The organism is Streptomyces sp. NPDC055103, from assembly GCF_053607625.1.
Genome location: NZ_JBSGTX010000051.1, coordinates 19,389 through 42,782 on the forward strand (window position 1 = coordinate 19,389; position 23,394 = coordinate 42,782).

The following is a 23,394-nucleotide window of genomic DNA, read 5'->3' on the forward strand; positions in this document are numbered from 1 at the left end:
CGTACGTACGGCGGTCCGTCGTCTCGTCGGTCCGTCTTCTCGTCGGCCAGCCCGACCTCTCGTCAGTCCGACTTCTCGTCAGTCCGACTTCTCGTCAGTCCGACCTCTCGTCAGTCCGACTTCTCGTTCCAGACGCGCGGCCGCAGCGCCGTCCCGCTCGTCCCCACGGGCGGCGTCCTCACCGCGAGGAACTGGTTCACGCCGATCCGGTTCCGCTCGAAGGAGACGGCCGACGCCGCCATGTAGAGCCGCCAGATCCTCGCCCGGCCGGGCGAGGTGAGCCGGACCGCCCGGTCCCACTCCCGCTCCAGGTTGGCCACCCAGCGGCGCAGCGTCAGCGCGTAGTGCTCGCGGAGCGCCTCGACGTCACGGACCTCGAAGCCGGCCTCCTCCAGGGTGGACAACGTCCGCCCCATGGGGGCGAGTTCACCGTCGGGGAAGACGTACGCGTCGATGAACGGGTCGATCTCGTAGGCCTCCTCGTCGGGCTCGGGGCGGCGGGAGATCTGGTGGTTGAGAAGGCGTCCGCCGGGCTTGAGGAGCCCGTAGAGGGTGTCGGCGTACTCCCGGTACTTCACCGCCCCGACGTGCTCGGCCATGCCGATCGAGGAGATCGCGTCGTACGGGCCGTCGGAGACGTCCCGGTAGTCCTGGACGCGGATCTCGACGAGGTCGGTGAGGCCCTCGTCGGCGACGCGCTTGCGGGCGTAGGCGGCCTGCTCGCGGGAGAGGGTGACGCCGACGACCCGGGCGCCGTACTCGCGGGCGGCGTGCAGGGCCATGGAGCCCCAGCCGCATCCCACGTCGAGGAGCCGGTCGCCCTCCCGGAGGTTCAGCTTGCGGGCGATGAGGTCCAGCTTGTCGCGCTGGGCGTCCTCCAGGGTCCCGTCCTCCGTCCAGTAGGCGCAGGAGTAGACCATGGACGGGCCGAGGACGATCTCGTAGAAGTCGTTGCCCACGTCGTAGTGGTGGCTGATCGCCTGCTTGTCGCGGCGCCTGCTGTGGCTGTGGCCGCTGCGGCCGCGCATCTCCTCGGCGGGCGGCGGCGGGGGCGGCAGGGGCCCGGCGAGCCGCAGCAGGGCGCGGGCGGCGGCGCGGAGCCTCGGGTCGCGTACGGAGTCGCGCAGGGCCTTCAGGCGACTCCTGGTGTCCTCGGGGCGCTCCCAGAGGAGGCCCGAGATCCGGTCCAGGACCTCGTACAGGTCTCCCTCGACGTCGAGCTCCCCGGCCACCCAGGCGCGGGCCAGGCCCAGTTCGCCGGGCTTCCAGATCATTCTCCGCAGGGCACGGCGGTCGCGGACGATCAGGACGGGGGCTCCCGCGGGCCCGGCCTCACTGCCGTCCCAGGCTCGCAGACGGACCGGGAGCGGTCCTCCGAGGAGTTCCTCGGCGAGAGTCGTCAGCCGCGACGCGGCGTCGGCCATGGTGCACACCTCCGTGATCTCGTGCCCCAGAAATGCTCGTCACCAAGGGAACACCCTGGGTAGGCGTTTGCCTTCCCGGCGCAGCGCAACGAGTCGGCAAAACACGCGAAGGGCCGTCCGCACCACGGATGGCGGACGGCCCTTTCGGGGTGTTGCGTGTACCGCGGTGCCTTAGGAGGCCTTGGCCTTCTCCTGCGCCGGCGCGGCCGGGGCGGGGGCGGGCTTGGCGGCCTCGTAGAACTCCTCGCGCGGCGTCTCGATGGCGCCGAGCGAGACGACCTCGCGCTTGAGGAACATCGCGAGGGTCCAGTCCGCGAAGACGCGGATCTTGCGGTTCCAGGTCGGCATGGCCATGCCGTGGTAGCCGCGGTGCATGTACCAGGCGAGACGGCCCTTGAGCTTGATCTTCACCTTGCCCATGACGATCATCGCGACGCCCTTGTGGAGGCCGAGGCCGGCCACGGCACCCTTGTTGGCGTGGCTGTACTCGGCCTGCGGGAAGCCGCGCATGCCGGCCACCACGTTGTCACCGAGGACCTTCGCCTGACGCAGCGCGTGCTGGGCGTTCGGCGGGCACCAGGCGTTCGGGTTGCCGGCCCTGCGGCCGACCATGTCCGGCACCTGGGCGTTGTCGCCCGCGGCCCACGCGTAGTCGAGGCCGTTGATCTGGAGCTTCTCGTTGCAGTCCACGTGGCCGCGGGGGCCGAGCGGCAGACCGAAGCGGGAGAGCGCCGGGTTCGGCTTCACGCCGGCGGTCCACACGATCGTGTTGGAGTCGACCTCGAGGCCGTTCTTCAGCACGACGTGGCCGTCGACGCAGGAGTCCATCGAGGTCTCGAGGTAGATCTCGATACCGCGGCCCTCGAGGTGCTCCTTGCCGTACTGGCCGAGCTTGGGGCCCACCTCGGGGAGGATCTTGTCGGCCGCGTCGACCAGGACGAAGCGCATGTCCTCGCGCTTGACGTTCTGGTAGTACTTCGACGCGTCACGGGCCAGGTCCTCGACCTCGCCGATGGTCTCCGCGCCGGCGAAGCCGCCGCCCACGAAGACGAAGGTCAGCGCCTTGCGGCGGACCTCCTCGTCGGTGGTCGAGTCGGCCTTGTCGAGCTGCTCGAGGACGTGGTTGCGCAGGCCGATGGCCTCCTCGATGCCCTTCATGCCGATGCCCTGCTCGGCGAGGCCGGGGATCGGGAAGGTGCGGGAGACCGCGCCCATCGCGATGACGAGGTAGTCGAAGGGCAGCTCGTACGCCTCGCCGACGAGCGGCGCGACGGTGGCGACCTTGCGGTCCTGGTCGATGGTGGTGACCCGACCGGTGAGCACCTCGGCCTTGGGGAGGACGCGTCGCAGCGGGACGACGACGTGCCTCGGCGAGATGCTGCCGGCGGCGGCTTCGGGCAGGAAGGGCTGGTAGGTCATGTACGACCGCGGGTCGACGACCGTGACGGTCGCTTCCGCGTAGCGCATCTTCTTGAGGATGCGCCGAGCTGCGTACAGGCCTACGTACCCGCCGCCTACTACGAGGATCCTGGGACGCTCCGTGGTGCTCATGGGATCGAGTATCCACCCAGCCATGGGGGGTTGCTCGTGCGCCCCTTCACAAGGTCCTGGCGCACCTCTGCTACACTCCGCCGCCCACGTGATCCATGTCATGACAGTGCAAAGGAACCGCGGTGCGGGGGCGAACGTTGTTCACCCCCCGTGAACTGGCCTGGAGAGGCCTCGTTAACGCTGAACCACCGGGTGCGTTCACACGATGGAAACAACGAGCGAAGTGGCCCCCGCGCCTACGAAAGGGCCCTGAGACGCCCCTCGGAGGGCCCAAAGAACCCCCTCGAACCCCCTTCGGGCGCCATCAGGACCCTTTTCCTTGTGAAGAACTTCACGAACTTTCCCGACGCCATCTCGTCAGGACGCTCGATAGCTGCCCACTATGCGACGGATAGGGCGATCCCATCGAGGATGTCGTGCTCGCTGACGACGACCTCGGTCGCTCCGACGCGCTCCACGATCTCCCTGAGGACGAGCGCTCCGGCGATGATCACGTCGACCCGGCCCGGGTGGATGACGGCGATCGCGGTCCGCTCGTCGTGCGTGGAGGCGACGAGCCGGTCGGTCACCTCGGCGACCTGCTCGGCGGAGATCCGGGAGTGGTGGATCTTCTCCGAGTCGTACTCCGTGAGCCCGAGGGCGATCGCGGCGACGGTGGTGACCGAGCCGGCGAGCCCGACGAGGGTCTCCGCCGTGCCGATCGGCACGGTCTCCGCGGCCAGGTCGAGCGCGGCCCGGACGTCGGCGCGGATCGCGGCGACCTCCTCGGCGGTCGGCGGGTCGTGGCGGACGTGCCGCTCGGTCAGCCGGACGCAGCCGATGTCGACGGAGCGGGCGGCCTCGACGTGCTTGTTGCCGACCACGAACTCGGTGGAGCCGCCGCCGATGTCCACGACCAGCCGCCGGTCGTCGCCGTGCAGCTCGCCGGTGGCGCCGGTGAAGGAGAACGCGGCCTCCTGGTCGCCGGTGATCACCTCGGGCTCGACGCCCAGGATGTCCATGACCCCGTTCACGAAGTCGTCGCGGTTCTCGGCGTCGCGCGAGGCGGAGGTGGCGACGAAGCGGAGCTTCTCGGCGCCCAGCTCCTTGATGACCGCGGCGTACTCGCGGCAGGCCGCGAAGGTGCGCTCCAGGGCCTCGGGTGCGAGCCGGCCCGTCCGGTCGACGCCCTGCCCGAGCCGGACGATCGTCATCCGCCGGTCCAGCTCGACGAGGTCACCCGTATCGGGGTGCACGTCGGCGACGAGGAGGCGGATGGAGTTCGTACCGCAGTCGATTCCGGCGACCCGGGTCACTCGCCCTTCCCCTCTGCCTTGTCCTCGGTCTTGCCCTCGGTCTTGTCCGCGCACGGCGTCACGCACGCGCCCTTCGCCCACCACTCCGGCAGCATCGCGAGCGCCTCGTCGCCGAACGGGTTGACCCCGGGGCCGGCGGCCAGCGAGTGGCCGACGAGGACGTGCAGGCACTTGACCCGGTCCGGCATGCCGCCGGCGCTCGGGAAGCCCTCCAGGACCTCGATCGCGTCACGGCGGGCGATGTAGTCCTCGTGCGCGGCCCGGTAGGCGGCGGCGAGCTCCGGGTCGGTGGCGAGCCGGGCCTGCATCTCCTTCATGACCCCGTTGGCCTCAAGGGTGCCGATGGCGGAGGCCGCCCGGGGGCAGGTCAGGTAGTACGTCGTCGGGAACGGCGTGCCGTCGGGGAGCCGCGGCGCGGTCTCGACGACGTCCGGGTTGCCGCACGGGCAGCGGTGCGCGATGGCGCGCAGGCCGCGGGGCGGCCGGCCGAGCTGCAGCTCGAAGGCGGCGATGTCCGCGTCGGTGGGCTCGGTGCGGTCGGTCTGCGGAGGGGGCGTTTCCATGTTTTTTCGGTTGCCTTGATCGTTGTCGCGGAGCGGAGGGGTCAGGGGCGGTCGGCGTGGTCGACGCCGTCCCAGAGGTTGTCGTACCAGGGGCGTTCCGCCGCTCCCTGGTCGGCGCGGGGCCGCTGCTCCGCGTCGGGGTCGTTCACGGTGAAGCCGGTCTCGCCGGGCAGCACGTAGTGCAGGTGCTCGCGGGCGAGGCGGCGGACGTAGGCCGGGTCCTGGAGGCGGGCCTTCTCGTCCCGCAGCTCCTCGACCCGCTCGGCGGCCTCGGCCGCCCTGCGTTCCTGGTCGGCGATCTCGCCCTGCTGGGAGACGTAGCTCCGCATCGGGTAGGCGAGGGCGACGACGAGGGAGCAGACGACCAGCGCGAGGAAGGCCGCGCGGCCGGTGAGCCGGGAGCGGCGGGCCTGGCGGCGGTTCTGGGAGCGGTAGACACGGGCGGCGGTCTGCTCGCCGAGCAGCCTGATCCGGGTCGCGGTCGAGAACCGGTCCCGGTCCTTCGCGGCCATGTCGTGTCGCCTCCCCTGTTCATACGTACGTCCCCGCACACGGTACGGGACCGAGTACGGGGACGTACGGAGGCGGCTTCAGAGAAGCTCGTCCTTGATCAGCTGATCAGCTGACCGGTCGTTCTGTCGCTCAGCCCTTGAAGCGCGGGAAGGCGCTGCGGCCGGCGTAGACCGCGGCGTCGTCGAGGATCTCCTCGATGCGCAGCAGCTGGTTGTACTTGGCGACGCGGTCCGAGCGGGCCGGGGCGCCGGTCTTGATCTGACCGCAGTTCACGGCGACGGCGAGGTCGGCGATGGTGACGTCCTCGGTCTCGCCGGAGCGGTGGGACATCATGCACTTGAAGCCGTTGCGCTGGGCCAGCTCGACGGCGTCCAGGGTCTCGGTCAGCGAGCCGATCTGGTTGACCTTGACCAGGAGGGCGTTCGCGGTGCCCTCCTCGATGCCGCGGGCGAGGCGCTCCGGGTTGGTGACGAAGAGGTCGTCGCCGACGATCTGGACCTTGGTGCCCAGCTTGTCGGTGAGGACCTTCCAGCCCGCCCAGTCGTCCTCGTACAGCGGGTCCTCGATGGAGACCATCGGGTACGCGGAGACGAGCTCCTCGTAGTACTCGGTCATCTCGGCGGCCGAGCGGGACTTGCCCTCGAACTCGTACTTGCCGTCCTTGTAGAACTCGGACGCGGCGACGTCGAGCGCGAGCGCGACGTCGGAGCCCGGGGTGTAGCCGGCCTCCTTGATGGCCTCGACGATGAGGTCGAGGGCGGCGCGGTTCGACTCGAGGTTCGGCGCGAAGCCGCCCTCGTCGCCGAGGCCGGTGGAGAGGCCCTTGCGCTTCAGCACGGCCTTGAGGGTGTGGTAGATCTCCGCACCCCAGCGAAGGGCCTCGGAGAAGGACTCCGCGCCGATCGGGGCGATCATGAACTCCTGGATGTCGACGTTGGAGTCGGCGTGCGACCCACCGTTGAGGATGTTCATCATCGGAACGGGCAGCAGGTGCGCGTTCGGGCCGCCGAGGTAGCGGAAGAGCGGGAGGTCCGAGGCCTCGGACGCGGCGTGCGCGACGGCGAGGGAGACGCCCAGGATGGCGTTGGCGCCGAGGGAGCCCTTGTTCTCGGTGGCGTCGAGGTCGAACATGGCCTGGTCGATCAGGCGCTGCTCGGTGGCGTCGTAGCCGACGAGCTCCGGGCCGATCTGCTCGATGACGGCGAGGACGGCCTTCTCGACACCCTTGCCCAGGTAGCGGTTCGGGTCACCGTCGCGAAGCTCGATGGCCTCGAACGCACCGGTGGAGGCGCCGGACGGAACAGCAGCACGACCGGTGCTGCCGTCGTCGAGGCCGACCTCGACCTCGACCGTGGGGTTGCCTCGGGAGTCCAGGATTTCCCGGGCTACGACGACGTCGATGGACGGCACGAGCATCTCCTTTTTGGGATGTGACGCTGGATGTGACGCATGGCCGGTGCAGGGTCGCTCGGCCTTGCGACAAGAGCCTAACCGGCTCCGGGGCTGCGGCCAGCCGTGCGCCCGCCCGCTGGGACGAAAAAGGACCCAAGGGCAGGCATCTCGGGACGAAGGACCCCAGATCTACTGGACAGTAACCATGAAGTCGCCCGAGAGAGGCGCCGGTGCGGAAGTCGCCCTATAAGAGGAGGGGGCCCCGGACAAGAGGAGGGGGACCCCGGACACACGGAACCCCGGTCCGGCGCGCACGGGGGAAGGGCGCGCCGGACCGGGGTGGTCACCGCGGGAGGGTCGTAGGGGCCGGGTGAGCCGCCGGACTCACCCGAGCCGCCGGGCTCACTTGAGGTGGAGCTGCTGGCCCACGTAGATGAGGTCGGCGTCGTCGACGACGTCCTTGTTCAGCTCGAAGAGCTGGGCCCAGCCACCCTTGACGCCGTGCGCCTGGGCGATCTTGCTGAGGGTGTCGCCGGCGACGACCTTGTACTCGCCGTCGCCCTTCTTGACGACCTTGCCGGTCGGGGTGGTGACCGTCTTCTTGGTGGCGGCCTTCGGCGCGGCGGACTGCTGCGTGGCCTTCTTCGGGGCCTGGCGCTGCTCGCTGCGGGTCGTCGGCTGCTCGGTCGAGCGCTGCGACTGCTGCCGCGGCTGCTCGGTGCTCTGCTGCGGCGCGCTCTCGGCGGAGCCGCCGTCGTACGAGGCACCGGAGAGGCCGACGCCGCAGGACGGCCAGGCGCCCTTGCCCTGGCCCGCGAGGACCTTCTCGGCGATGGCGATCTGCTGGGACTTCGACGCCTGGTTGGCGGTCGAGGCGTAGGCGGTGCCGCCGTACGCGGCCCAGGTGGAGGCCGAGAACTGCAGGCCGCCGTAGTAGCCGTTGCCGGTGTTGATGGACCAGTTGCCACCGGACTCGCACTGGGCGACGCGGTCCCACTCGGAGGACGTGGCGGCCGAGGCGGTGCCCGCGGTCATCAGCGGGGCGGCGACGGCGACACCGGTGACGCCGACGAGCGTGACGACCTGGGTGGCCTTGGAGGGACGGCGGTGTTTGCCCTTGCCGGAAAACAGCATGGAGATTCTCCTCACCGACGCCTACGAGGTGAGCTGTCGGGTTCGGACCAATGAGTTGTCCGGCCGCGTGTCCTAGCACGCGACTTAACCCCTAGCCGATCGTCGGCCGTCTGCTTCAACGGCCGGGGTCGGCACTTACCTTGGGTCCCCCGCTCCTGCCTACGGCGCTTACGCGACGTTCCCATCGGCCGACGGCAGGATTCGGCGTTTCGGTCGACGGGGCCCGCGGTGGCGAGCGGTTACGACCGTAGACACAGACCCACCGGAAGTTCAAAGAGGCATATTGCGGAAATATCGCCCCTACTTGCCTTCCGGTGGGGGGTGTTTGCGCAGGTGGGAGGTGACGGGAGCAAAGTTCGCGGACGGGACACGCCAGTTGAGGCGAAGAGACCCATGTCTCACTTGCCCAGAACCGGACATACGCTCCCGAACTACCCCGCCGCCGCCTTCGAACCGACCGTCAGGTCGAGGCTCTGACCAGGGACGATGAGGTCCGGATCGGTACCCACGGTCCCGCGGTTGGCGTCGTAGAGGGCGTTCCAGCCGCCGGGGAGTTCGTTCTCCTGCGCAATCTCGGACAGGTTGTCACCGGGCTGCACGGTGTAGGCGCCCGAAGCGTCCTGACTGTCCGTTGTGCCCGGATTCTTCACCTCGTCAGCCGTCGGCGTCGCGGCAGGGTTTTCCGCCAGCTTGTCCGTCGATGAAGCGTGTCGGCCCGATTCGGCTGAAGTGTCCGCCTTGCCGGTTTCCTCCGAGGCGGCCTCGCCCCGGTGCTTGCCACCGCCGGGCGCGGCCGACGTGGCGTCACCTGTCGGCGTTCCGGGCGATACGGGCGTAAGGGACGCATCGGGCGTGGTCGGGGTGGCCGGTGCGCCCGGGGCGGTCGGCGAGACCGGGCCCGAGGGCTTGCCGGGAGTCCCCGGGGTGGCCGCGGCGCCCGGAGCGGTGGGCGTGGCCCCCGTCACCGGCGCGGTCGGGCTGACCGGCGTGGTGGGCGAGGCGGGGGCCGTCGACGCGTCACGGGACGGCTCGGCGCCCTTCGCGGCCTCGGCCGCCTTCTCGGCCTCCTCTGCGGCCTTCGCCGCGGCGGTGGCCTCCGAGGAGGTGGCCGGGACGCCCGCGGTGCGGTTCGACTCCGCGACGGGCCCCGTGGGCGCCTTCGTGGCCGCGGCCGGGCCGGGGTCGATGCCGGTGGCCGCGCCGTCGTTCCTCAGTCCGGCGATGGGCGCGCAGGTGGCCCAGTCGGTACTGCCGGCGGCGAGAGCCTTGTCGGCGATCGCGATCTGCTGGGCGCGGCTGGCCAGGTCGGGGCTGGGCGCGTACGCGAGGCCGCCGTTCCGCTCCCAGCTGTCCTGGGTGAACTGGAGGCCGCCGTACATGCCGTTGCCGAAGTTGGCGCTCCACTGGCCGCCGGACTCGCACTCGGCGACCCGGTCCCAGGTCGCGGCGTCGGCGGCGGAGGCGGAGCCGGCGGCGAGCAACGGCAGTGCCAGGGCGGATCCGGTCACTCCCGCGGCGACGACGATGGCGGGGGCCTGACGGGGTCGACGGTGTCGTCCGTTCCCGGAGCGCATACGGAGGCCTTTCGCGTGACGGCTGAGACTGCCGGGAAACGTAGCGGCATTCGAACGCTCGTCACAAGTCGATGGACCCCCGATCACGTAAAGATCACAGTCCTGACGACTCGTCAGTTCACCGCACCCGTACGGAAGGGGAGAATTCCACTGGAAGTGTGCGCAATCCGCGCATGATGAGCCCTCCGCGCCACCGGAGTTCGGCCGGATCGGCGGCAAGTCGCAGATCGGGCAGACGAGTCAGCAACGTCGCGAGCGCGGCCTGGCCCTCCAGGCGGGCGAGCGGCGCTCCCAGGCAGTAGTGGATGCCGTGCCCGTACCCGAGGTGCTGGTTGTCGCGCCGGGACAGGTCCAGCGTGTCCGCGTCCGCGAACCGCTCCGGGTCCCGGTTCGCGGCGGCGAGCACCACGAGCACCGGGTCGCCCGCCGGGATCTCCTGTCCGCCGATGGTCAGCGCCTCCGTCGCGTACCGCCAGGTGGCCATCTCGACCGGCCCGTCGTACCGCAGCAGCTCCTCGATCCCCGTCTCCAGGAGCCCGGTCTCCCCCGCCGCGACCGAGGCCTGGAGCCGCTCCCGCTGCTCGGGATGGCGGAGCAACTGGTAGACCCCGTTGCCGATCAGGTTCACGGTCGTCTCGAAACCGGCGAAGAGAATGATGAAGGCCATGGCGGCCGCCTCGTTCTCGGTGAGGTGCTCACCGTGGTCGGAGGCCCTGATGAGCCCCGAGATGAGGTCCTCGCCGGGCTCCTCGCGCTTGCGGTGGATCAGCTCCGCGAGGTAGCCGCGCATCTTCTTCACCGACCGGGCGACCCCGCCGCGCGGCCCGCCGCCGTGCCGGATCATCATCCCGGCCCAGTCCCGGAAGTCGTCCTGGTCCTCCGGCGGCACGCCGAGGAGGTCGCAGATCGCGTAGATGGGGAGCGGGAAAGCGAACTCGTGGATGAGGTCGGCGCTGCCCTTCTCCACGAACTCGTCCATGAGCCGGTCGGTCAGCTCCTGCACGCGCGGCGTGAACTCCGCGACCCGGCGCGGCGTGAAGGCCTTCGACACGAGCCGCCGCAGCCGGGTGTGGTCCGGCGGGTCGATGTTGAGCAGATGCGTCATCAGCTCGGCCTTGCGCTCCCCCGGGATGCCCGTCTTCCCCTTCGCGTGCGGGGACTCGTCGTGGTGCGCCGGGTTCTTGGAGAGACGCTGGTCGGCGAGGGCCTGGCGGGCGTCTCCGTACCGGGTCACGAGCCAGGCCTCGACCCCGCTGGGCAGCTTCGTCCGGTGCACGGGCGCGTGCTCCCGCAGCCAGGCGTAGGCGGGGTACGGATCGCTGGCGAACTCCCAGGTGAAGAGCTCGGGGGCGGGGTCGTTACTCACTCCCCGACCGTACAGGGCGGCCCTCGGAGCACCGATATGTGGAGACTGCGTGATCAAGTGGTGTCCGGCGTGCCCTAGATTCATGTCAGTGGATCCCCAGCTGATCAGAAGCACGTTCGCGATCGTCGAGAGACGGGCCGAGCAAGCCGTCACCTTCTTCTACTCGCACCTGTTCTGGAACAACCCCGGTGTGCGGGCGCTCTTCCCCGAGGACATGGTTCCCCAGCGGGACCGGCTGTTCGCGGCGCTGACGCATGTGGTGACCCACCTGGAGGACCCCGCCCTCGCCGCCTATCTGGGGCACCTCGGGCGCGACCACCGCAAGTTCCTGGCCTCGCCCGCGCTGTACGCCGCCGTCGGCGAGAGCCTGATCGGCGCCTTCGCGCGCGCCGCCGGCTCCGCGTGGTCCATCGAGGCGGAGAAGGCCTGGACCGAGGCGTACGGGGTCGTGGTCGAGCTGATGCAGGCGGGCGCCGACGAGGCCACCGGGGCCGGGGAGCCCGCCTGGTGGGACGCGGACGTCGTCCGGCACGAGCGGTACGGCGACAGCCTGGCCGTCCTGACCCTGCGGCCCCGGCAGCCCTTCCCCTACGTCCCCGGCCAGTACGTCAGCGTCAGCTCGCCGCGCGTCCCGCGCGTCTGGCGCACCTACTCCGTCGCGAACGCGCCCCGCCCGGACGGCACGCTCGACCTCCATGTGAGCCGGATCCCCGGCGGCGCGATGAGCACGGCGCTCGTCGCCGAGACCGGTCCCGGCGAGGTCCTGCGGCTCAGCGCCGCCGGCGGCGCCCTCACCGCGCGCAGGCCCGCGGGCGGACTCCGCTCCTATATATGCGCGGGTACGGGCTGGGCCCCGGTGAAGGCCCTCCTGGAGGAGGCCGCCGAGGCGGAGCCGGAGCTTAAGGGCCGGCTGTTCGTCGTGGCCCGCGCGAAGGACCATCTGTACGGGCGTCCCGACGTCGAGGCCCTGAAGGAACGTCTCCCCGGCCTGAACGTCACCTACATCACCGCCGCCCCCGGCCGCCGAAGCGACCAGGCGACCGAACGGCTCGTCCACGCGCTCCAGGCCTGCGAGCAGTGGCCTTCGCACGAGGTGTACGCGGCCGGGCCGCCCGGCTTCCTGACGGAGGTCGTCGAGGTCCTGACGGACCTCGGCACCGCCCCGGACCGGATCCACCACGACACGCTCCCGGCGATCGGCCGCTTCACGACCCGCCCGAGCACCGCGGCCGAACGCCTCCTCGGCCCGCCCCAGCTCCTCTGGCACCACCCCGAGACACGGGCGCCGCGCGAGGGGGGTTGAGCGGGGGGCTCAAGCGCGGGCGCCGCGCGAGGGGGGTTGAGCGGGGGGCTCAAGCGCGGGCGCGCGCCCGGGTGCGCAGGCGCCGCGCTGTGGCCCGTACCAGCCCCGCGAGGGCCCACAGCCCGAACAGCGAGGAGAGGCCCAGCTCCCACCATGGCGCACTGTCGTCCAGCATCACCACCGCAGCGAACAGGGCCACGAAGGTCGGCTCGGACCACTCCTTGGCGGCACCCGCCCGCCGGAGCTCCTTCCGATCCTCCGTCACAGCCCCTCCGCCGCGCGGATCGCGTCGCGGTACGTCCGGGCCGCCGCGCGCAGGGCCGCCTCCGGGTCCACACCGGCCGCCTCGGCCCGTACGGCGAGGCCGAGGAGCTCGTAGCCGATGCCCTCGCCCTTCGGCAGGGGCACGTCGAGCCCCGCCGTGCGCACCCGGCTCGCGAGCTTCGCGGCGAGCGCGAGCCCCGGCTGGCCGAGCGGCACGCCGTCGGTCACGGACTCCCGCTGCTTCTCGACGGCCTTGACCCGCAGCCACTGCTCCCGGACCTCCTCCGGCGTCTCGGCGGTCGCGTCCCCGAAGACGTGCGGGTGGCGGAGGATCAGCTTCTCGACGATCGTCGCGGCGACGTCGTCCACGGAGAACGGCTCCTCCGGGTCGTCCTCGGCGACGCGGGCATGGAAGACGACCTGGAGCAGGACGTCCCCGAGCTCCTCGCGGAGCTCCTCGCGGTCGCCCTCCTCGATGGCCTCGGCAAGTTCGTACGCCTCCTCGAGGCCGTACTTGGTGAGGTCCTTGTGCGTCTGCCGCGAGGACCAGGGGCACTCGCGGCGGATCCGGTCCATGACCTGCACCAGGTCGAGCAGGCGGGAGCCGGGCAGGTCGTACGAGCCGGGGAGCAGCTCCAGGTCGGGCATGGAGACCCGGCCGGAGCCGGCGAGGCGGGCGAGCCCGTCGGTCAGGGCGCGGTCGCCCTCGCCGGAGGGCAGCAGCACGATCGTCCGGCCTCCGGCGCAGTCCTCGACGAGCTCCTGCGCGGTCGGCAGGACGTGCTCGACGGCGACCCCGGCGTCCTTCAGGTAGGGCAGCTGGGGGTGGTGCTCGTCGGGGCAGAGCACCCGGTCCGCGCCGTGCAGCGCCTGCCACGCGGGCCAGGACAGCAGTCCGGGCGCCACGCGGTGGCTGGCGGTCAGCAGGACGATGCGGCCGGGGCTCTCAGAAGTCACCCCTCGAACCTACCTGGATCCGGTACGGGAACCGGACCCAGGACCAGACCTCGGGCAGGGGCCTCGGGACCAGGGCGCGGGGCTCAGGCCCGGGCCCCGGCCTCAGGCCCGGCCTCAGGCCCGGCCTCGGGACCAGGGCGCGGGACGCAGCCCTCAGGCCCCGGCCTGGGACGCGCCCGGGTCCTGGCTGATCTGCCGCAGCCACGGGCTCCCGTCGTAGGAGCCGTCGAGCTGGACCTGTGCGTCGTCCCAGGCGCCGAAGCGCGGGTTCACGTCGATGTCGAGGGACTTCGACGCGGCGGTGAAGACGTCCGTCAGCTTCTTCTGGCCCTCGGGCGTCTCGGTGATCCCCAGCTTGGCGGCGATCTTGTTCATGAGGACGTTGCGGCGGACGACCTCGTCGATCTGGTCGGGGGCCACGCCCTGCTCCTGGAGGAGGACGGCCGCGAGCCGGTCCTCGCCGCCGCTCTGCTGGACGAACGCGGTGCGCGTCTTCTGGATCTCGGCCCGGGTGGCGGTGACGCCGTTGTCGTCGGCGACCTTGCTCACGACCCGGTCGAAGATCAGACCGTTGAGCTTGCGGCGGTTGAGGTCGCCGCTGGTCCCGAGCAGCTGGGCCGCCTGCGGGGAGGCGGCCTGCGCGGCCCGCACGTCCTTGACCTGCGCCTGGAGAGTGGACACCTCGATCCGCTCGCCGCCGACGACGGCCGCCGCTCCTGGATGGGCGTCGCTCCCGCAGGCGGTGAGCAACGGCGCCGCGAGGAGCGCGGCGGAGACGGAGAGAGCAATGCGGCGATCGCGGCGGTGCACAGGAGCCTCCCGGGCTGGTCGTGCGTCAGGTGAACGACCTTGCGGTGATCGATGGTAGGGAGTCGCCGGGGCCGTAGCCACTACTTCGGAGCGACTGTTTCCCACAACGAGTCACCGGACACCCGGGTGTCGGCCCGCGACTCCTCTTCCTCGTGCCCCGTCTCCGTCTCCTGCACCAGGTAGTGGGGGCGCCGTTTCACCTCGTAGTAGATGCGGCCGACGTACTCGCCGATGAGTCCGACCATCACCATCTGGACGCCGGCGAGCGCCGTGACGGCGACGAGGAGCGTGACGTAGCCGGGTGTGTCGACACCGTTGGCGAGGGCGTCGACGACGATCCAGGCGGCGTAGACGCAGGCGAGGGAGACGAGGAGGAGGCCGAGGTAGACGGCGGCCCGCAGGGGCTTGTTGTTGAAGGAGAGGAGCCCGTCGAGCCCGTAGTTCAGGAGCTTGCCGAAGGTCCACTTGGAGCGGCCCTCCTCGCGCACGGCGTTCTCGTACGAGAAGGTCGTGGTGCGGAAGCCGACCCAGGCGAAGAGGCCCTTGGAGAAGCGGTTGTACTCGCCGAGGCCGAGGAGGGCGTCGACGGTCCGCCGGGAGAGCAGCCGGAAGTCACCGACGCCGTCGACGAGCTCGACGTCCACGAGCCGGTTGATCGCCCGGTAGTAGAGGCGGGCGGTCAGGGTGCGCGTGACCCGGTCGCCCTCGCGGGTGCGGCGGGCGACGACCTGGTCGTACCCCTCGGCGTGCAGGGCGACCATGCGGTGCACGAGCTCCGGCGGGTGCTGGAGGTCGGCGTCCATGATGACGACGGCGTCGCCGGCGGCGTGCCGGAGGCCGGCGAGCATCGCGGCCTCCTTGCCGAAGTTGCGGCTGAAGGAGACGTAGCGGACGCGGCCGGGGTCGGCGGCGGCGAGCTCCTGGAGGAGCGGGAGGGTCCGGTCCCGGCTCCCGTCGTCCACGTAGACCAGCTCGAACTCCCCGTCGAGACGGGAGAATTCCTCGGTCACGCGGGCATGGAAGCGGGTGAGGACGTCGTCCTCGTTGAAGCACGGGACCACGATCGAGAGCAGCACGCGGACCACGACAACGGAGCCCGGTGACCCGGCCGGTCCGCACGGATGACGGCCAGGCGACCATCGCGTGAACTGGCCCGAGGGGCCGGGTCTTTCCCGGGTGGGCGCTGGCATATTCGACCCGTCATGCCGAAGACCACCGCCCGCGCCACCCCCGAGGCCCCCGCCGCCCGCGCCACCCCGGCCGCTCCCGCCGCCCGCGCCTTCGCGGGCAGCGGGCGCTCGTCCCTGCTGGCCGCGCTCCTCGCGGCGGTCGCCGTCTGCGCCGGGGACGCCGTCGCCCGCGTCTTCCCCTTCGGGCCGCGCCACCGGGCCGTCAACGACCTCGCCAACCAGTTCGTGCCGTTCCACGCGCACCTCTGGGACCTGCTGCGCGGCGACGCGGACGGCGGGCTGCTGCTCGACTGGCGGGCGGGCTGGGGCACGAGCTTCCTCCCCGACTACGGCACCTATCTGTCGAGCCCCTTCGCCCCGCTGGTCGCCCTCCTCCCCCGCGCGGACATCGAGTACGCGGTGTACGCGCTGACCGTCCTGAAGACGGCGGTCGCGGCGGCGGCCATGACGTTCCTGCTGCGCCGCGTCGGCCCGGGCGCCTGGTGGTGGGCGGCGGTGCTCGGCGCCGCGTACGCGCTGTGCGGCTGGTCGCTCGCGGAGGGCACGTACAACCCGATGTGGCTGGACGGCCTGATCGCCTTCCCGCTGCTCTGTCTGGTCGGCGAGTGGGTACGGGAGGGCCGCAGGCCGCTCCTGGGCCCGCTGGTGGTCGCGGTCTGCTGGCTGGCGAACTTCTACACCGCGTACATGGCGACGCTCGGCGCGGCGCTCGTGCTCCTGGTCCGACTCGCGACGACGACGGACGCCTCCCCCGTACGGACACCGCTCAGGACTCCGCTCAGGACTCCGCTCAGGACACCGCTCAGGACTCCGCCCCGGACCGCGCTCCGGACACCGCTCAGGACACCGCCCCGGACCGCGCTCCGGACGCTGCTCCGGGCAGCCGTGACCACCGGCATCGGGATCGGTCTCGCCGCCCCCGTCCTCGTCCCCGTCTTCCTCGGCTCCCGTCACGCGCACCCCGGCGTGGTCAGGGAGTTCGCCCCGGCGGCCGGTACGGACGTGCTCGCCCGGCTGCTCCCGGCGACGTACGGCTTCGCCACCCCGGCGGCCTTCGTCTGCACGGCGGTGCCGCTGCTCGTGGGCACGCTGCTGTTCCGCCGGGACGTCCCGGCGCGTGAACGATGGCTGTGGCCGGCCCTGTGCGCGGCCGTCGCGCTGTCGATGCAATGGGGCCCGACACACCTCCTCTGGCATGTGTTCGCCACGCCGAACGGCAGCCCGTACCGGCAGACCTTCGTCCTGTCCGGCGTCCTCGTCCTCACCGCCTGGACGGCCGTCTCCCACGGCCTCCCGGACCGCCGGGCGCTGCTCGGCGGCGCGGGCGTGGTCGTGGCCCTCGCGGCGGGCGCGCTGCCGAGCCCGGTCGTCACCCGCTGGGCGCTGCTGCTCGCGGGCGCGGGCCTCGTGGCGGTGGCGGGCGCGCTCCTCCTGCCGCGCCGGCGCCGGTACGGGATCCTGGCCGCGCTCCTGGTCACGGGCACGCTGCTGGGCCAGGCGGCCGCGACGACGGCGTACGCGGACCGGGAGCGGCTGATCCGTCTGGACGACTACCCGCCCCTGGGCGCGGAGGAGGAGCGGCGGGCGGCGGCTCTGTCGGCGGCCGACGGCTGGCCCGCGTACCGCACGGATCCGGGCCTCCCCCGCTTCGCGGGGAACGATCCGCTCCTCCTGGGCGGTCAGGGCGCCGCGTACTACAGCAGCCACACCCCGGCGGTCCTCACGGAGACGCTGACGGCGCTCGGCGGCGGCTGGACCTCGCGGGGCCGGAACCTGCTGAGCCTGGACAACCCCGTGACGGACGCGGTCTTCGGGGTGGGCGCGCGCTGGCGGGACGGCGCCGTCCACCGTACGGAGACGTACCTCCCGCTGGTGACGGTACGTCCGCCGGGCCCGCCCCCGGCCTACGGCCCGTCGCCCTTCCGCAACCAGGAACTCCTCCTGGGCGCCAAGGTGTACGAGGCTCCGCGCGCGGGCGCCTGCCCGGTCGGCACCGAGGTCTTCCTCTGGGCCCCCGACGCCGCCGGCCTGGCCCGCCTGGGCGCGCGCACGGCCGACCTGCTGGGCGGCCGGCCGAAGCGCGGTGCGGCCATGACGTCGCTGGGAGTCCAGCGGACGGCGGGCACGAGGGTGGAGGTCCCGCCCGGCGGGGGGAGGGCCGAGACCGGCTGCCTGGACCACGAGCGGCTGCGTGCGGCGGTGCGCTCCCTCCGCGCGGAGGCGCCCACCCGGATCAGGCCCACGCGGGACGGCATCACCGCGACGGTCCCCGCCTCCTCCGGCACGGTCGTCGTCGCGGCCCCCGCGATCGCGGGCTGGCACTGCGCCGGGGGAACCGGGACGACGGCGTACGGCGGCCTCCTCGCCCTCCCGGTGCCGGCGTCCGGAACCGTCGACTGCGCGTTCCGCCCACCGGGCCTGCGGGCGGGCCTGGCGGCGGGGGCGGCGGCGCTGGTGGGGCTGGCGGCGCTGGTGGTGCTGCCGCTCCGGCGCCCGGCCGCCCTCAGGAGGTCCCGGCCCCGGCCTTAAGGTCGTCGCATGCATCTGGACGAGGGACGTAAGGCCGCCGAGGCCGGGGAGTGGGTGGCGGCCGGGCACGCGTTCGTGCGGGCCGCCATGGAGGGCAGCGCGGAGGGCGCCGAGCTGGCGACGCAGGTGACCGTCGGTCTCGTCCCGCTGGCGGACGCGGGGTCGGCGGAGGCCGCCGCGCTGTTGGCCGGGATCTATCTGGAGTACTTCGACGAGTCGGCGCTGCCCGACGCCGTGCGGTACGCCCGCGCGGCGGCCGAGGCGGGCCACCCGGCCGGGCAGCGCACGTACGGCTACATGCTGCTCGAAGGGATCGGCGTCGAGGAGGACCAGGGCCTCGCGGCCGCCCTGTTCAGGTCGGCGGCCGACGCGGGGGACGCCTACGCGTGCCTGAACCTCGCCCAGCTCGTCGACGACCCGGACGAGTCCCGGCGCCTCCTGGAGAAGGCCACCGAGGAGGGCATCGACATCGCGGGCGCCCTGCTCGCCGACCGCCTGTCGGAGCTGGACCGGGACGAGGAGGCGCTGACCTGGTACGTCTGGGCGGCCGAGCGCGGCCACACAGGCGCGATGAACGCCGCCGCCTGCTGGTACCGCGACGGATTCGGCACCGACCCGGACCCGGTGCGGGCGGTGCGCTGGTTCTTCGCCATGCTGGCCCACGGCGACGGGGACGGCGTCCACGAGGCGATCGAACTGGCGAAGTCCGGAGGCGTCACCCCGGACCAGGTCCGCGAGGCGGGCCGCCTCGCGGGCGACCCCACCACGGCGGACGCGCTGATCACGACGGTGTGGGGCGGGGAGGGCCAGGCTTGACGGCCGGTCAGCGTGCCCGCGCGGCCGTCAAATCACGCGACACCACCTCCGAGCCGTGGGAGCCTCGGCCACGATGACACAACGAAGCGATACACCCCCCACGTGGGACGAACGCACGCAGCTGGCCACGTTCCTGGACTACGCCCGTGACACGGCGCGAGCCAAGTGCGAGGGCCTGTCCGAGGAAGACGCCCGCAAGGCACCGCTCCCGCACTCACCGTTGATGACGATGTGCGGGCTGATCAGCCACCTGCGGTGGGTCGAGCACCACTGGATCCACGTGATGTTCCTCGGCGAGGAGCCCGAGGGGCCGCTCACGCTGGCGACCGAGGACGACCCCGACCCCGAGATGCGCACGGCGGTCGACGTCCCGCTGCCGCGACTGCTCACCGAGTACGAGGAACAGAGCGCCCGCTACCGCCGCCTGGTCGCCGACACCGACCTGGACGCGACGGCCGCACGCCCCATCGGCGACGGCCGCCACGTGGACCTGCGCTGGGTGATCCTCCACCTCATCGAGGAGATCTCCCGCCACAACGGTCACCTCGATGTCGTACGGGAACTCATCGACGGACAGACCGGCGTCTAGGGCTGCGGGAGCTCCAGCCGCCAGCGGGTCTCCCCGTCGTGTTCCTCCTCCGTCGGGGCCAGTCCGGCCGCGCGGGCGACGCCGGCGGAGGCCGCGTGCTCCGGGTGGACGTGTGCGAGCACCGTCCGTACGCCCTCCGCCGCGAGCAGCCCGACGAGCCCCCGGGCGGCCTCGCGGGCGATGCCCCGGCCCTGCCACTCCGTACCGACGACCCACGCGATCTCCGCGACCCGCCCGCCGTCGGTGACCGTCGCCTGGACGGTCCCGGTGAGCCGGTCCTCGGCGCGCAGCCGCACGACCCAGTTGCACCAGACGACCGCCGGGTCCGGTGATCCGGCGGCCAACCGCTCGTAGCGGGCGTGGAGTTCGGGCGCGGTCAGCGGCGCGCCCCCGATGAAGGCGTGCAGGGCGGAATCGGCCAGGACCCCGGCCATCTCCTCCGCGTGCGCGACGGCCAGCGGCACCAGTTCGAGCCGCTCGGTCCGTACGGCCGTCTCCCTCACACCGCCCCCAGGAACCCGGGGTCGGCCTCGTCGAACTGCAGGCTCGTCTCCCGCTCGAAGTCCAGCAGCTCCGCCATCGCCACGATCCGGCGGCTCGTCGCCGCCAGGTCCTGGTGCGCCTCGGCGGACCACAGCGGCGGGAAGAGGGTGAGCCCCCGGTCGCCGTCCAGCTCGCGGACCTCGTCGCGCCAGCCGGGCCAGCGGAGCCCCTCGTAGAACTCCTCCGTGCCGCCGGCGAGCATCCACGACAGCCAGGCCCCGTACCCGGCGCCCAGGGCGTCCCACCGCAGCGAGTCCGGCGCGAAGTAGACCATCTCGCCGGGCTGTCCCGGCAGGCCGACCTGCTCGGCGGGCCCGCCCTGGACGACGAACACCCCGCCCAGCACGTCGTGCGCCACGACCAGCCCGGCCTGGGGCCGCCAGTCGGGGATCGTCACCGGCGGGTAGCCGTTGACCCGCGCGAGCGAGGGCAGCCGCCGGTCGTTGTCGGCGGCCGGACTGCCGTACACCCGCAGCCAGCCGTCGTCGACGAACGCCCCGCCGCTGTGCAGCACGAACGCCCCCAGGAACGACCGCACGGTCACCTGCGTCTGCACCAGCGCGGCGGCGGCGCGCTCCGCGTCGGCCTCCAGCACCGCGACGGGCACGGCCGCGCCCCGCAACTCCTCGCCGAGCACCGGCCACGCCGGGTCCTCGACCTCGATCAGCTCACTCAGTTCACGCACCGGAGCATGCTCGCACGCGCGCCGCGGCCGTCGCGAAGTCAGGAAAGCCTGATGCTCGAGATCCGCGAGCGGTAGAACCTGCCCTCGTACCCGTAGTAGTCGAGGCCGCGGCGGTACGTCGGCTTCCCGGCGGCGTCGAAGAACTGTACGTACTCGTTCCACCAGCCCGTCTCGCCCGGGTTCGTCACGTCGATCGCCTGGACCCAGAAGGACTCGCCGTCGACGGCACGGGAGTAGGACTTCACCCCGTAGCTGGCCGGCCGGATGTTCGTGAGCGCGAGGTTCTGCTTGTCGACGGTCCAGATGGCCTGGCCGCCGTTCAGCACGAGGCTGTTCGAGTTCGTGAAGTCCATGTCGAGGCTGTGGCCGCCGAACTCGGTCGCCCACACGTGCTTCTGGACGAGTTCGAGCCGGGCGTTCCGGAGGCTGCCGGTGACGCGGTACTTGGCGAGCGTCCACGTGCCCAGGGCGTACAGGTGCGAGCCGTCCCACCAGAGACCGTGCGCGCCCTGGAAGGAGATCTCCTGGACCTTCCCGAGCGTGGCGGGGTCGTCGGCGTTCGTGGGGGCGTACACGGTCAGGAAACCCGGGTAGTCCACGCCGGACGACGCGGCCGACGAGGCCGCGACCACGACACCGTGGCTGCGGAGGTACTCGGCCGCGTGCGGGTTCCCGCCGGGGGTCGCCGACCACAACAGGGCGTCGTCGTCACCGAAGTTGACCATGCCGACCTTGCCGCCGCCGGCGGCGACCATGCACACCCAGCCGAAGCGGTCGGTGTCGCGGAAGCGTGCGTCGTTGAGGCGGGCCCACTCCGCCTGGGCGGGCGCCTGCCACTCCCACCCCAGGTTGTCCGGCGTCCAGAGATCGATGGCGCGGAACAGCATGGCCTTGTTCTTCAGCTGCTCCGTCACGAGCACGTCGTAGTTGCCGGCCGCGTGGGCGGGCGTCGCGGCGGCGACGGCGGCGAGCGGCGCCGCCATGCCGAGCGCGGCGGCGCTCTTCAGAAAGGTTCGACGGTTCACGGTATCCCCCCCGGGATGATCGACGATCGGCCGTCAAGCTAACACGTGCCATCAGACCGAAGGCCGTCGTCCGTCAACTCCGTGTGGGGCTCGTACCGGTCATGCCGCGCGCTCTCTCGCCAGCGCCGCGCAGTCGGGGCACTCGCCCGGTTCCGGGGCGCGGAAGGCCGTCTCGTCGCAGGTCACGCAGAACTGGATCGGGTGCGGGGCCGCCGCGCGGGGCAGGGCGGGGACGGGGGGTGGCAGGAGGGTCGCCAGGCGGTGGGCCAGCAGGCCCGCCGGGCGCTGGAGGGGCACCGGGAGCGCGGCCGTCAGCGTACGCACGACGGCCTCCGGGGTGGCTCCCCGGGCGAACCAGTCGTCCACGGCCGGGGCCAGTCTCCGGATGTCCCGTACCGACAGCAGCAGGCGGGGGTCCGTGGCGCGCAGGCCCGCGAGGAGGTCGGCGGCGGCGCCGTTGGGGAGCTGGGCAGCCACCTCGGCATGCGCGGGGGCGGGGGCCGGTGCGGGAGCCGGTGCGGGGATCGATTCCGGGTGGCCTTCGGGATCCGGCTTCGGGATGCCGTTCGGATCCGGGTCCGGGTCCGGCTTCGGAATGCCGTTCGGATCCGGGTCCGGGTCCGGCTTCGGAGTGCCGACCGGATCCGGGTCCGGGTCCGGCTTCGGAGTGCCGACCGGGCTCGGGTGCAAGCCCCCTACCGCACCGGGGTTGTTGTACGAGTGCGTCACCGTCGTGATGTGGCCGGTGGGGAGCCGGACGCGGATCCGCTTCAGGTAGCCGACGGCCTCCAGTTCGCGGAGGGCGGCGGCGATGCTGATCTCGCCCTCCTTGGCATCCTTCGCCAGCTCCTTGATGCCGATGCCCGTACCGGCGGGCAGCGACTGGATGTACAGGCCCACGCCCCTCGCCATGAACGAGAGGTCGTTGTTCTGCGCGAGGTGGTTGCCGACGACGACGTAGTCCCTCGTGTGGGGCACGTTGACGTGGATGACGCCCCCGCGAGAAACGGGAGCGCTAAAGTGCTGGGTATCCATCGGGAAGCGATCTCTTCCTCGTGGTCAGGCCCTCGATCGGGATTGCGAGTCCCGGCCGGGGGCCGAACTGTTTTCAGTTGGGGTCGCCGTGAGCATATGCCAGGTAACCCGCCTCAGATCCAGCCCAGTTGGCAGAGTTCCCTCGTGTGGGTGACCCGCCCCGCAGGTGACCGCCGGGGGTTGGGACAGGTGGGGTTGGTACTTGCCCAGGTACTTGGGAGATGTACCGGACTACCGCGTCGCGCCCTCTCAGGACCCGGCAGACGGGCCCATCCGACGTCACGCACGGTAAGCGACGGGCGATATACGCTCCGCGACATGACCGCTTGGAGCTACACGAACGCGGGCCTTCCCACGGACCCGCTGCAGATCGAGACCATCACCCTCACCCCTGACCCTCCGCGGGCGTACAGCGACACCACGCTGACCATCAAGGGCACCGCCCTGGAGGCCATCGAGGACGGCGCCTACTTCGACGTCACGGTCAAGCTGGGCCTCATCAAGGTGATGCACAAGCGACTGGACCTCTTCGAGGAACTCCGCGGCGCCAAGACCCTCAACACCACGTGGACCGCGAGCCCCGACCCGGCCGGCGGGCCCATCAAGCCCGGCGACCTGGAGCTGACCATCGCCATGCATCTCCCCAAGGAGATCCCGCAGGCCAAGTTCACCCTGAACGTCCGCGGCTACACCGCCGCCGAGGACGAGCTGGCCACCCTCGACCTCATGTTCGACTTCATGCGCTGACCACACGTACGGAAGGGCCGGGTCGCGGAATCCCGCGACCCGACGCATCATGCGGGCGATGGCCTTCGTGGCCTCCTCGACCTTCGCGT

22 protein-coding genes and 1 riboswitch are annotated in these 23,394 nt (G+C 71.9%); of the genes, 5 read left to right on the forward strand and 17 right to left on the reverse strand.

Annotated elements, in window-relative coordinates:
• Window positions 1-110: 110 nt before the first annotated feature.
• The 9 genes from ACWFR1_RS27890 to ACWFR1_RS27930 form a co-directional block, all read right to left on the reverse strand.
• Entirely contained in the window at window positions 111-1,424 is a 1,314-nt protein-coding gene (locus ACWFR1_RS27890; RefSeq protein WP_453555724.1) for a class I SAM-dependent methyltransferase, read from the reverse strand.
• Window positions 1,425-1,595: 171 nt separating this feature from the next.
• On the reverse strand, window positions 1,596-2,975 hold the full coding sequence (locus tag ACWFR1_RS27895; protein WP_453555726.1) for an NAD(P)/FAD-dependent oxidoreductase: 1,380 nt from the start codon (window positions 2,973-2,975) through the stop codon (window positions 1,596-1,598).
• 380 nt (window positions 2,976-3,355) lie between these two features.
• Window positions 3,356-4,270, reverse strand: coding sequence for a Ppx/GppA phosphatase family protein (locus tag ACWFR1_RS27900; RefSeq protein ID WP_453555728.1), 915 nt, complete (start codon window positions 4,268-4,270; stop codon window positions 3,356-3,358).
• A complete protein-coding gene (locus ACWFR1_RS27905; protein WP_453555730.1) occupies window positions 4,267-4,833 on the reverse strand; it encodes a DUF501 domain-containing protein in 567 nt (188 codons plus the stop codon). The genes ACWFR1_RS27900 and ACWFR1_RS27905 overlap by 4 nt, the downstream gene beginning before the upstream one ends.
• A 41-nt stretch (window positions 4,834-4,874) precedes the next feature.
• Window positions 4,875-5,345: an FtsB family cell division protein gene (locus ACWFR1_RS27910; RefSeq protein ID WP_453555732.1), complete on the reverse strand. Its 471-nt coding sequence runs from the start codon at window positions 5,343-5,345 to the stop codon at window positions 4,875-4,877.
• Window positions 5,346-5,475: 130 nt separating this feature from the next.
• Complete coding sequence (gene eno, locus ACWFR1_RS27915) at window positions 5,476-6,762, reverse strand: phosphopyruvate hydratase (protein WP_015034101.1); 1,287 nt, start codon at window positions 6,760-6,762, stop codon at window positions 5,476-5,478.
• A 378-nt stretch (window positions 6,763-7,140) separates the two neighbouring features.
• Window positions 7,141-7,872: a transglycosylase family protein gene (locus ACWFR1_RS27920; RefSeq protein WP_453555735.1), complete on the reverse strand. Its 732-nt coding sequence runs from the start codon at window positions 7,870-7,872 to the stop codon at window positions 7,141-7,143.
• A 3-nt stretch (window positions 7,873-7,875) separates the two neighbouring features.
• Window positions 7,876-8,049: riboswitch (cyclic di-AMP (ydaO/yuaA leader) on the reverse strand.
• 254 nt (window positions 8,050-8,303) lie between these two features.
• Window positions 8,304-9,380: a transglycosylase family protein gene (locus tag ACWFR1_RS27925; RefSeq protein ID WP_453555737.1), complete on the reverse strand. Its 1,077-nt coding sequence runs from the start codon at window positions 9,378-9,380 to the stop codon at window positions 8,304-8,306.
• Between the two features lie 184 nt (window positions 9,381-9,564).
• Window positions 9,565-10,896, reverse strand: a complete 1,332-nt coding sequence (locus tag ACWFR1_RS27930; protein ID WP_453555739.1) for a cytochrome P450 family protein — start codon at window positions 10,894-10,896, stop codon at window positions 9,565-9,567.
• 4 nt (window positions 10,897-10,900) lie between these two features.
• Between ACWFR1_RS27930 and ACWFR1_RS27935 the strand changes: the two genes are divergently transcribed.
• Window positions 10,901-12,115 carry a globin domain-containing protein gene (locus tag ACWFR1_RS27935; RefSeq protein ID WP_453555741.1) on the forward strand — a complete coding sequence of 405 codons (1,215 nt, stop codon included), beginning with the start codon at window positions 10,901-10,903 and terminating at the stop codon, window positions 12,113-12,115.
• 49 nt (window positions 12,116-12,164) lie between these two features.
• Here ACWFR1_RS27935 and ACWFR1_RS27940 read toward each other — a convergent pair whose 3' ends face one another.
• The 4 genes from ACWFR1_RS27940 to ACWFR1_RS27955 all read right to left on the reverse strand — a co-directional run bounded on the left by ACWFR1_RS27940 (window position 12,165) and on the right by ACWFR1_RS27955 (window position 15,222).
• A complete protein-coding gene (locus tag ACWFR1_RS27940) occupies window positions 12,165-12,380 on the reverse strand; it encodes a hypothetical protein (RefSeq protein ID WP_453555743.1) in 216 nt (71 codons plus the stop codon).
• Window positions 12,377-13,336, reverse strand: coding sequence for a nucleoside triphosphate pyrophosphohydrolase (locus ACWFR1_RS27945; RefSeq protein WP_453555745.1), 960 nt, complete (start codon window positions 13,334-13,336; stop codon window positions 12,377-12,379). Before ACWFR1_RS27945 ends, ACWFR1_RS27940 begins: the two co-directional genes overlap by 4 nt.
• 153 nt (window positions 13,337-13,489) lie before the next feature.
• Window positions 13,490-14,146, reverse strand: a complete 657-nt coding sequence (locus tag ACWFR1_RS27950; protein ID WP_453555747.1) for a SurA N-terminal domain-containing protein — start codon at window positions 14,144-14,146, stop codon at window positions 13,490-13,492.
• A gap of 80 nt (window positions 14,147-14,226) precedes the next feature.
• The gene (locus ACWFR1_RS27955; RefSeq protein WP_453555749.1) at window positions 14,227-15,222 is read right to left on the reverse strand and encodes a glycosyltransferase family 2 protein; all 996 of its coding nucleotides are present in this window, start codon (window positions 15,220-15,222) and stop codon (window positions 14,227-14,229) included.
• A 126-nt stretch (window positions 15,223-15,348) separates the two neighbouring features.
• On the opposite strand from ACWFR1_RS27955, the gene ACWFR1_RS27960 reads away from it, so the two are divergent.
• The 3 genes from ACWFR1_RS27960 (at window position 15,349) to ACWFR1_RS27970 (ending at window position 19,270) form a co-directional block, all read left to right on the forward strand.
• On the forward strand, window positions 15,349-17,865 hold the full coding sequence (locus tag ACWFR1_RS27960; RefSeq protein WP_453555751.1) for a YfhO family protein: 2,517 nt from the start codon (window positions 15,349-15,351) through the stop codon (window positions 17,863-17,865).
• 9 nt (window positions 17,866-17,874) lie between these two features.
• Entirely contained in the window at window positions 17,875-18,681 is an 807-nt protein-coding gene (locus ACWFR1_RS27965; protein WP_453555753.1) for a tetratricopeptide repeat protein, read from the forward strand.
• Window positions 18,682-18,754: 73 nt separating this feature from the next.
• On the forward strand, window positions 18,755-19,270 hold the full coding sequence (locus ACWFR1_RS27970) for a DinB family protein (protein ID WP_453555755.1): 516 nt from the start codon (window positions 18,755-18,757) through the stop codon (window positions 19,268-19,270).
• On the opposite strand, the gene ACWFR1_RS27975 is transcribed toward ACWFR1_RS27970, so the two are convergent.
• From ACWFR1_RS27975 to ACWFR1_RS27990, 4 genes are all read right to left on the reverse strand, one after another.
• Complete coding sequence (locus ACWFR1_RS27975; RefSeq protein WP_453555757.1) at window positions 19,267-19,773, reverse strand: GNAT family N-acetyltransferase; 507 nt, start codon at window positions 19,771-19,773, stop codon at window positions 19,267-19,269. The two genes, ACWFR1_RS27970 and ACWFR1_RS27975, sit on opposite strands and share 4 nt — an antisense overlap.
• Window positions 19,770-20,498: a DUF2625 domain-containing protein gene (locus ACWFR1_RS27980; protein WP_453555759.1), complete on the reverse strand. Its 729-nt coding sequence runs from the start codon at window positions 20,496-20,498 to the stop codon at window positions 19,770-19,772. The genes ACWFR1_RS27975 and ACWFR1_RS27980 overlap by 4 nt, the downstream gene beginning before the upstream one ends.
• Before the next feature lie 38 nt (window positions 20,499-20,536).
• On the reverse strand, window positions 20,537-21,523 hold the full coding sequence (locus tag ACWFR1_RS27985; protein ID WP_453555761.1) for a DUF6528 family protein: 987 nt from the start codon (window positions 21,521-21,523) through the stop codon (window positions 20,537-20,539).
• Between the two features lie 99 nt (window positions 21,524-21,622).
• Entirely contained in the window at window positions 21,623-22,501 is an 879-nt protein-coding gene (locus ACWFR1_RS27990; protein ID WP_453555763.1) for a helix-turn-helix domain-containing protein, read from the reverse strand.
• 375 nt (window positions 22,502-22,876) lie between these two features.
• Between ACWFR1_RS27990 and ACWFR1_RS27995 the strand changes: the two genes are divergently transcribed.
• Window positions 22,877-23,305 (forward strand): ML domain-containing protein, encoded by a 429-nt coding sequence (locus ACWFR1_RS27995; RefSeq protein WP_453555765.1) that lies wholly within the window; start codon window positions 22,877-22,879, stop codon window positions 23,303-23,305.
• Window positions 23,306-23,394: the final 89 nt, after the last annotated feature.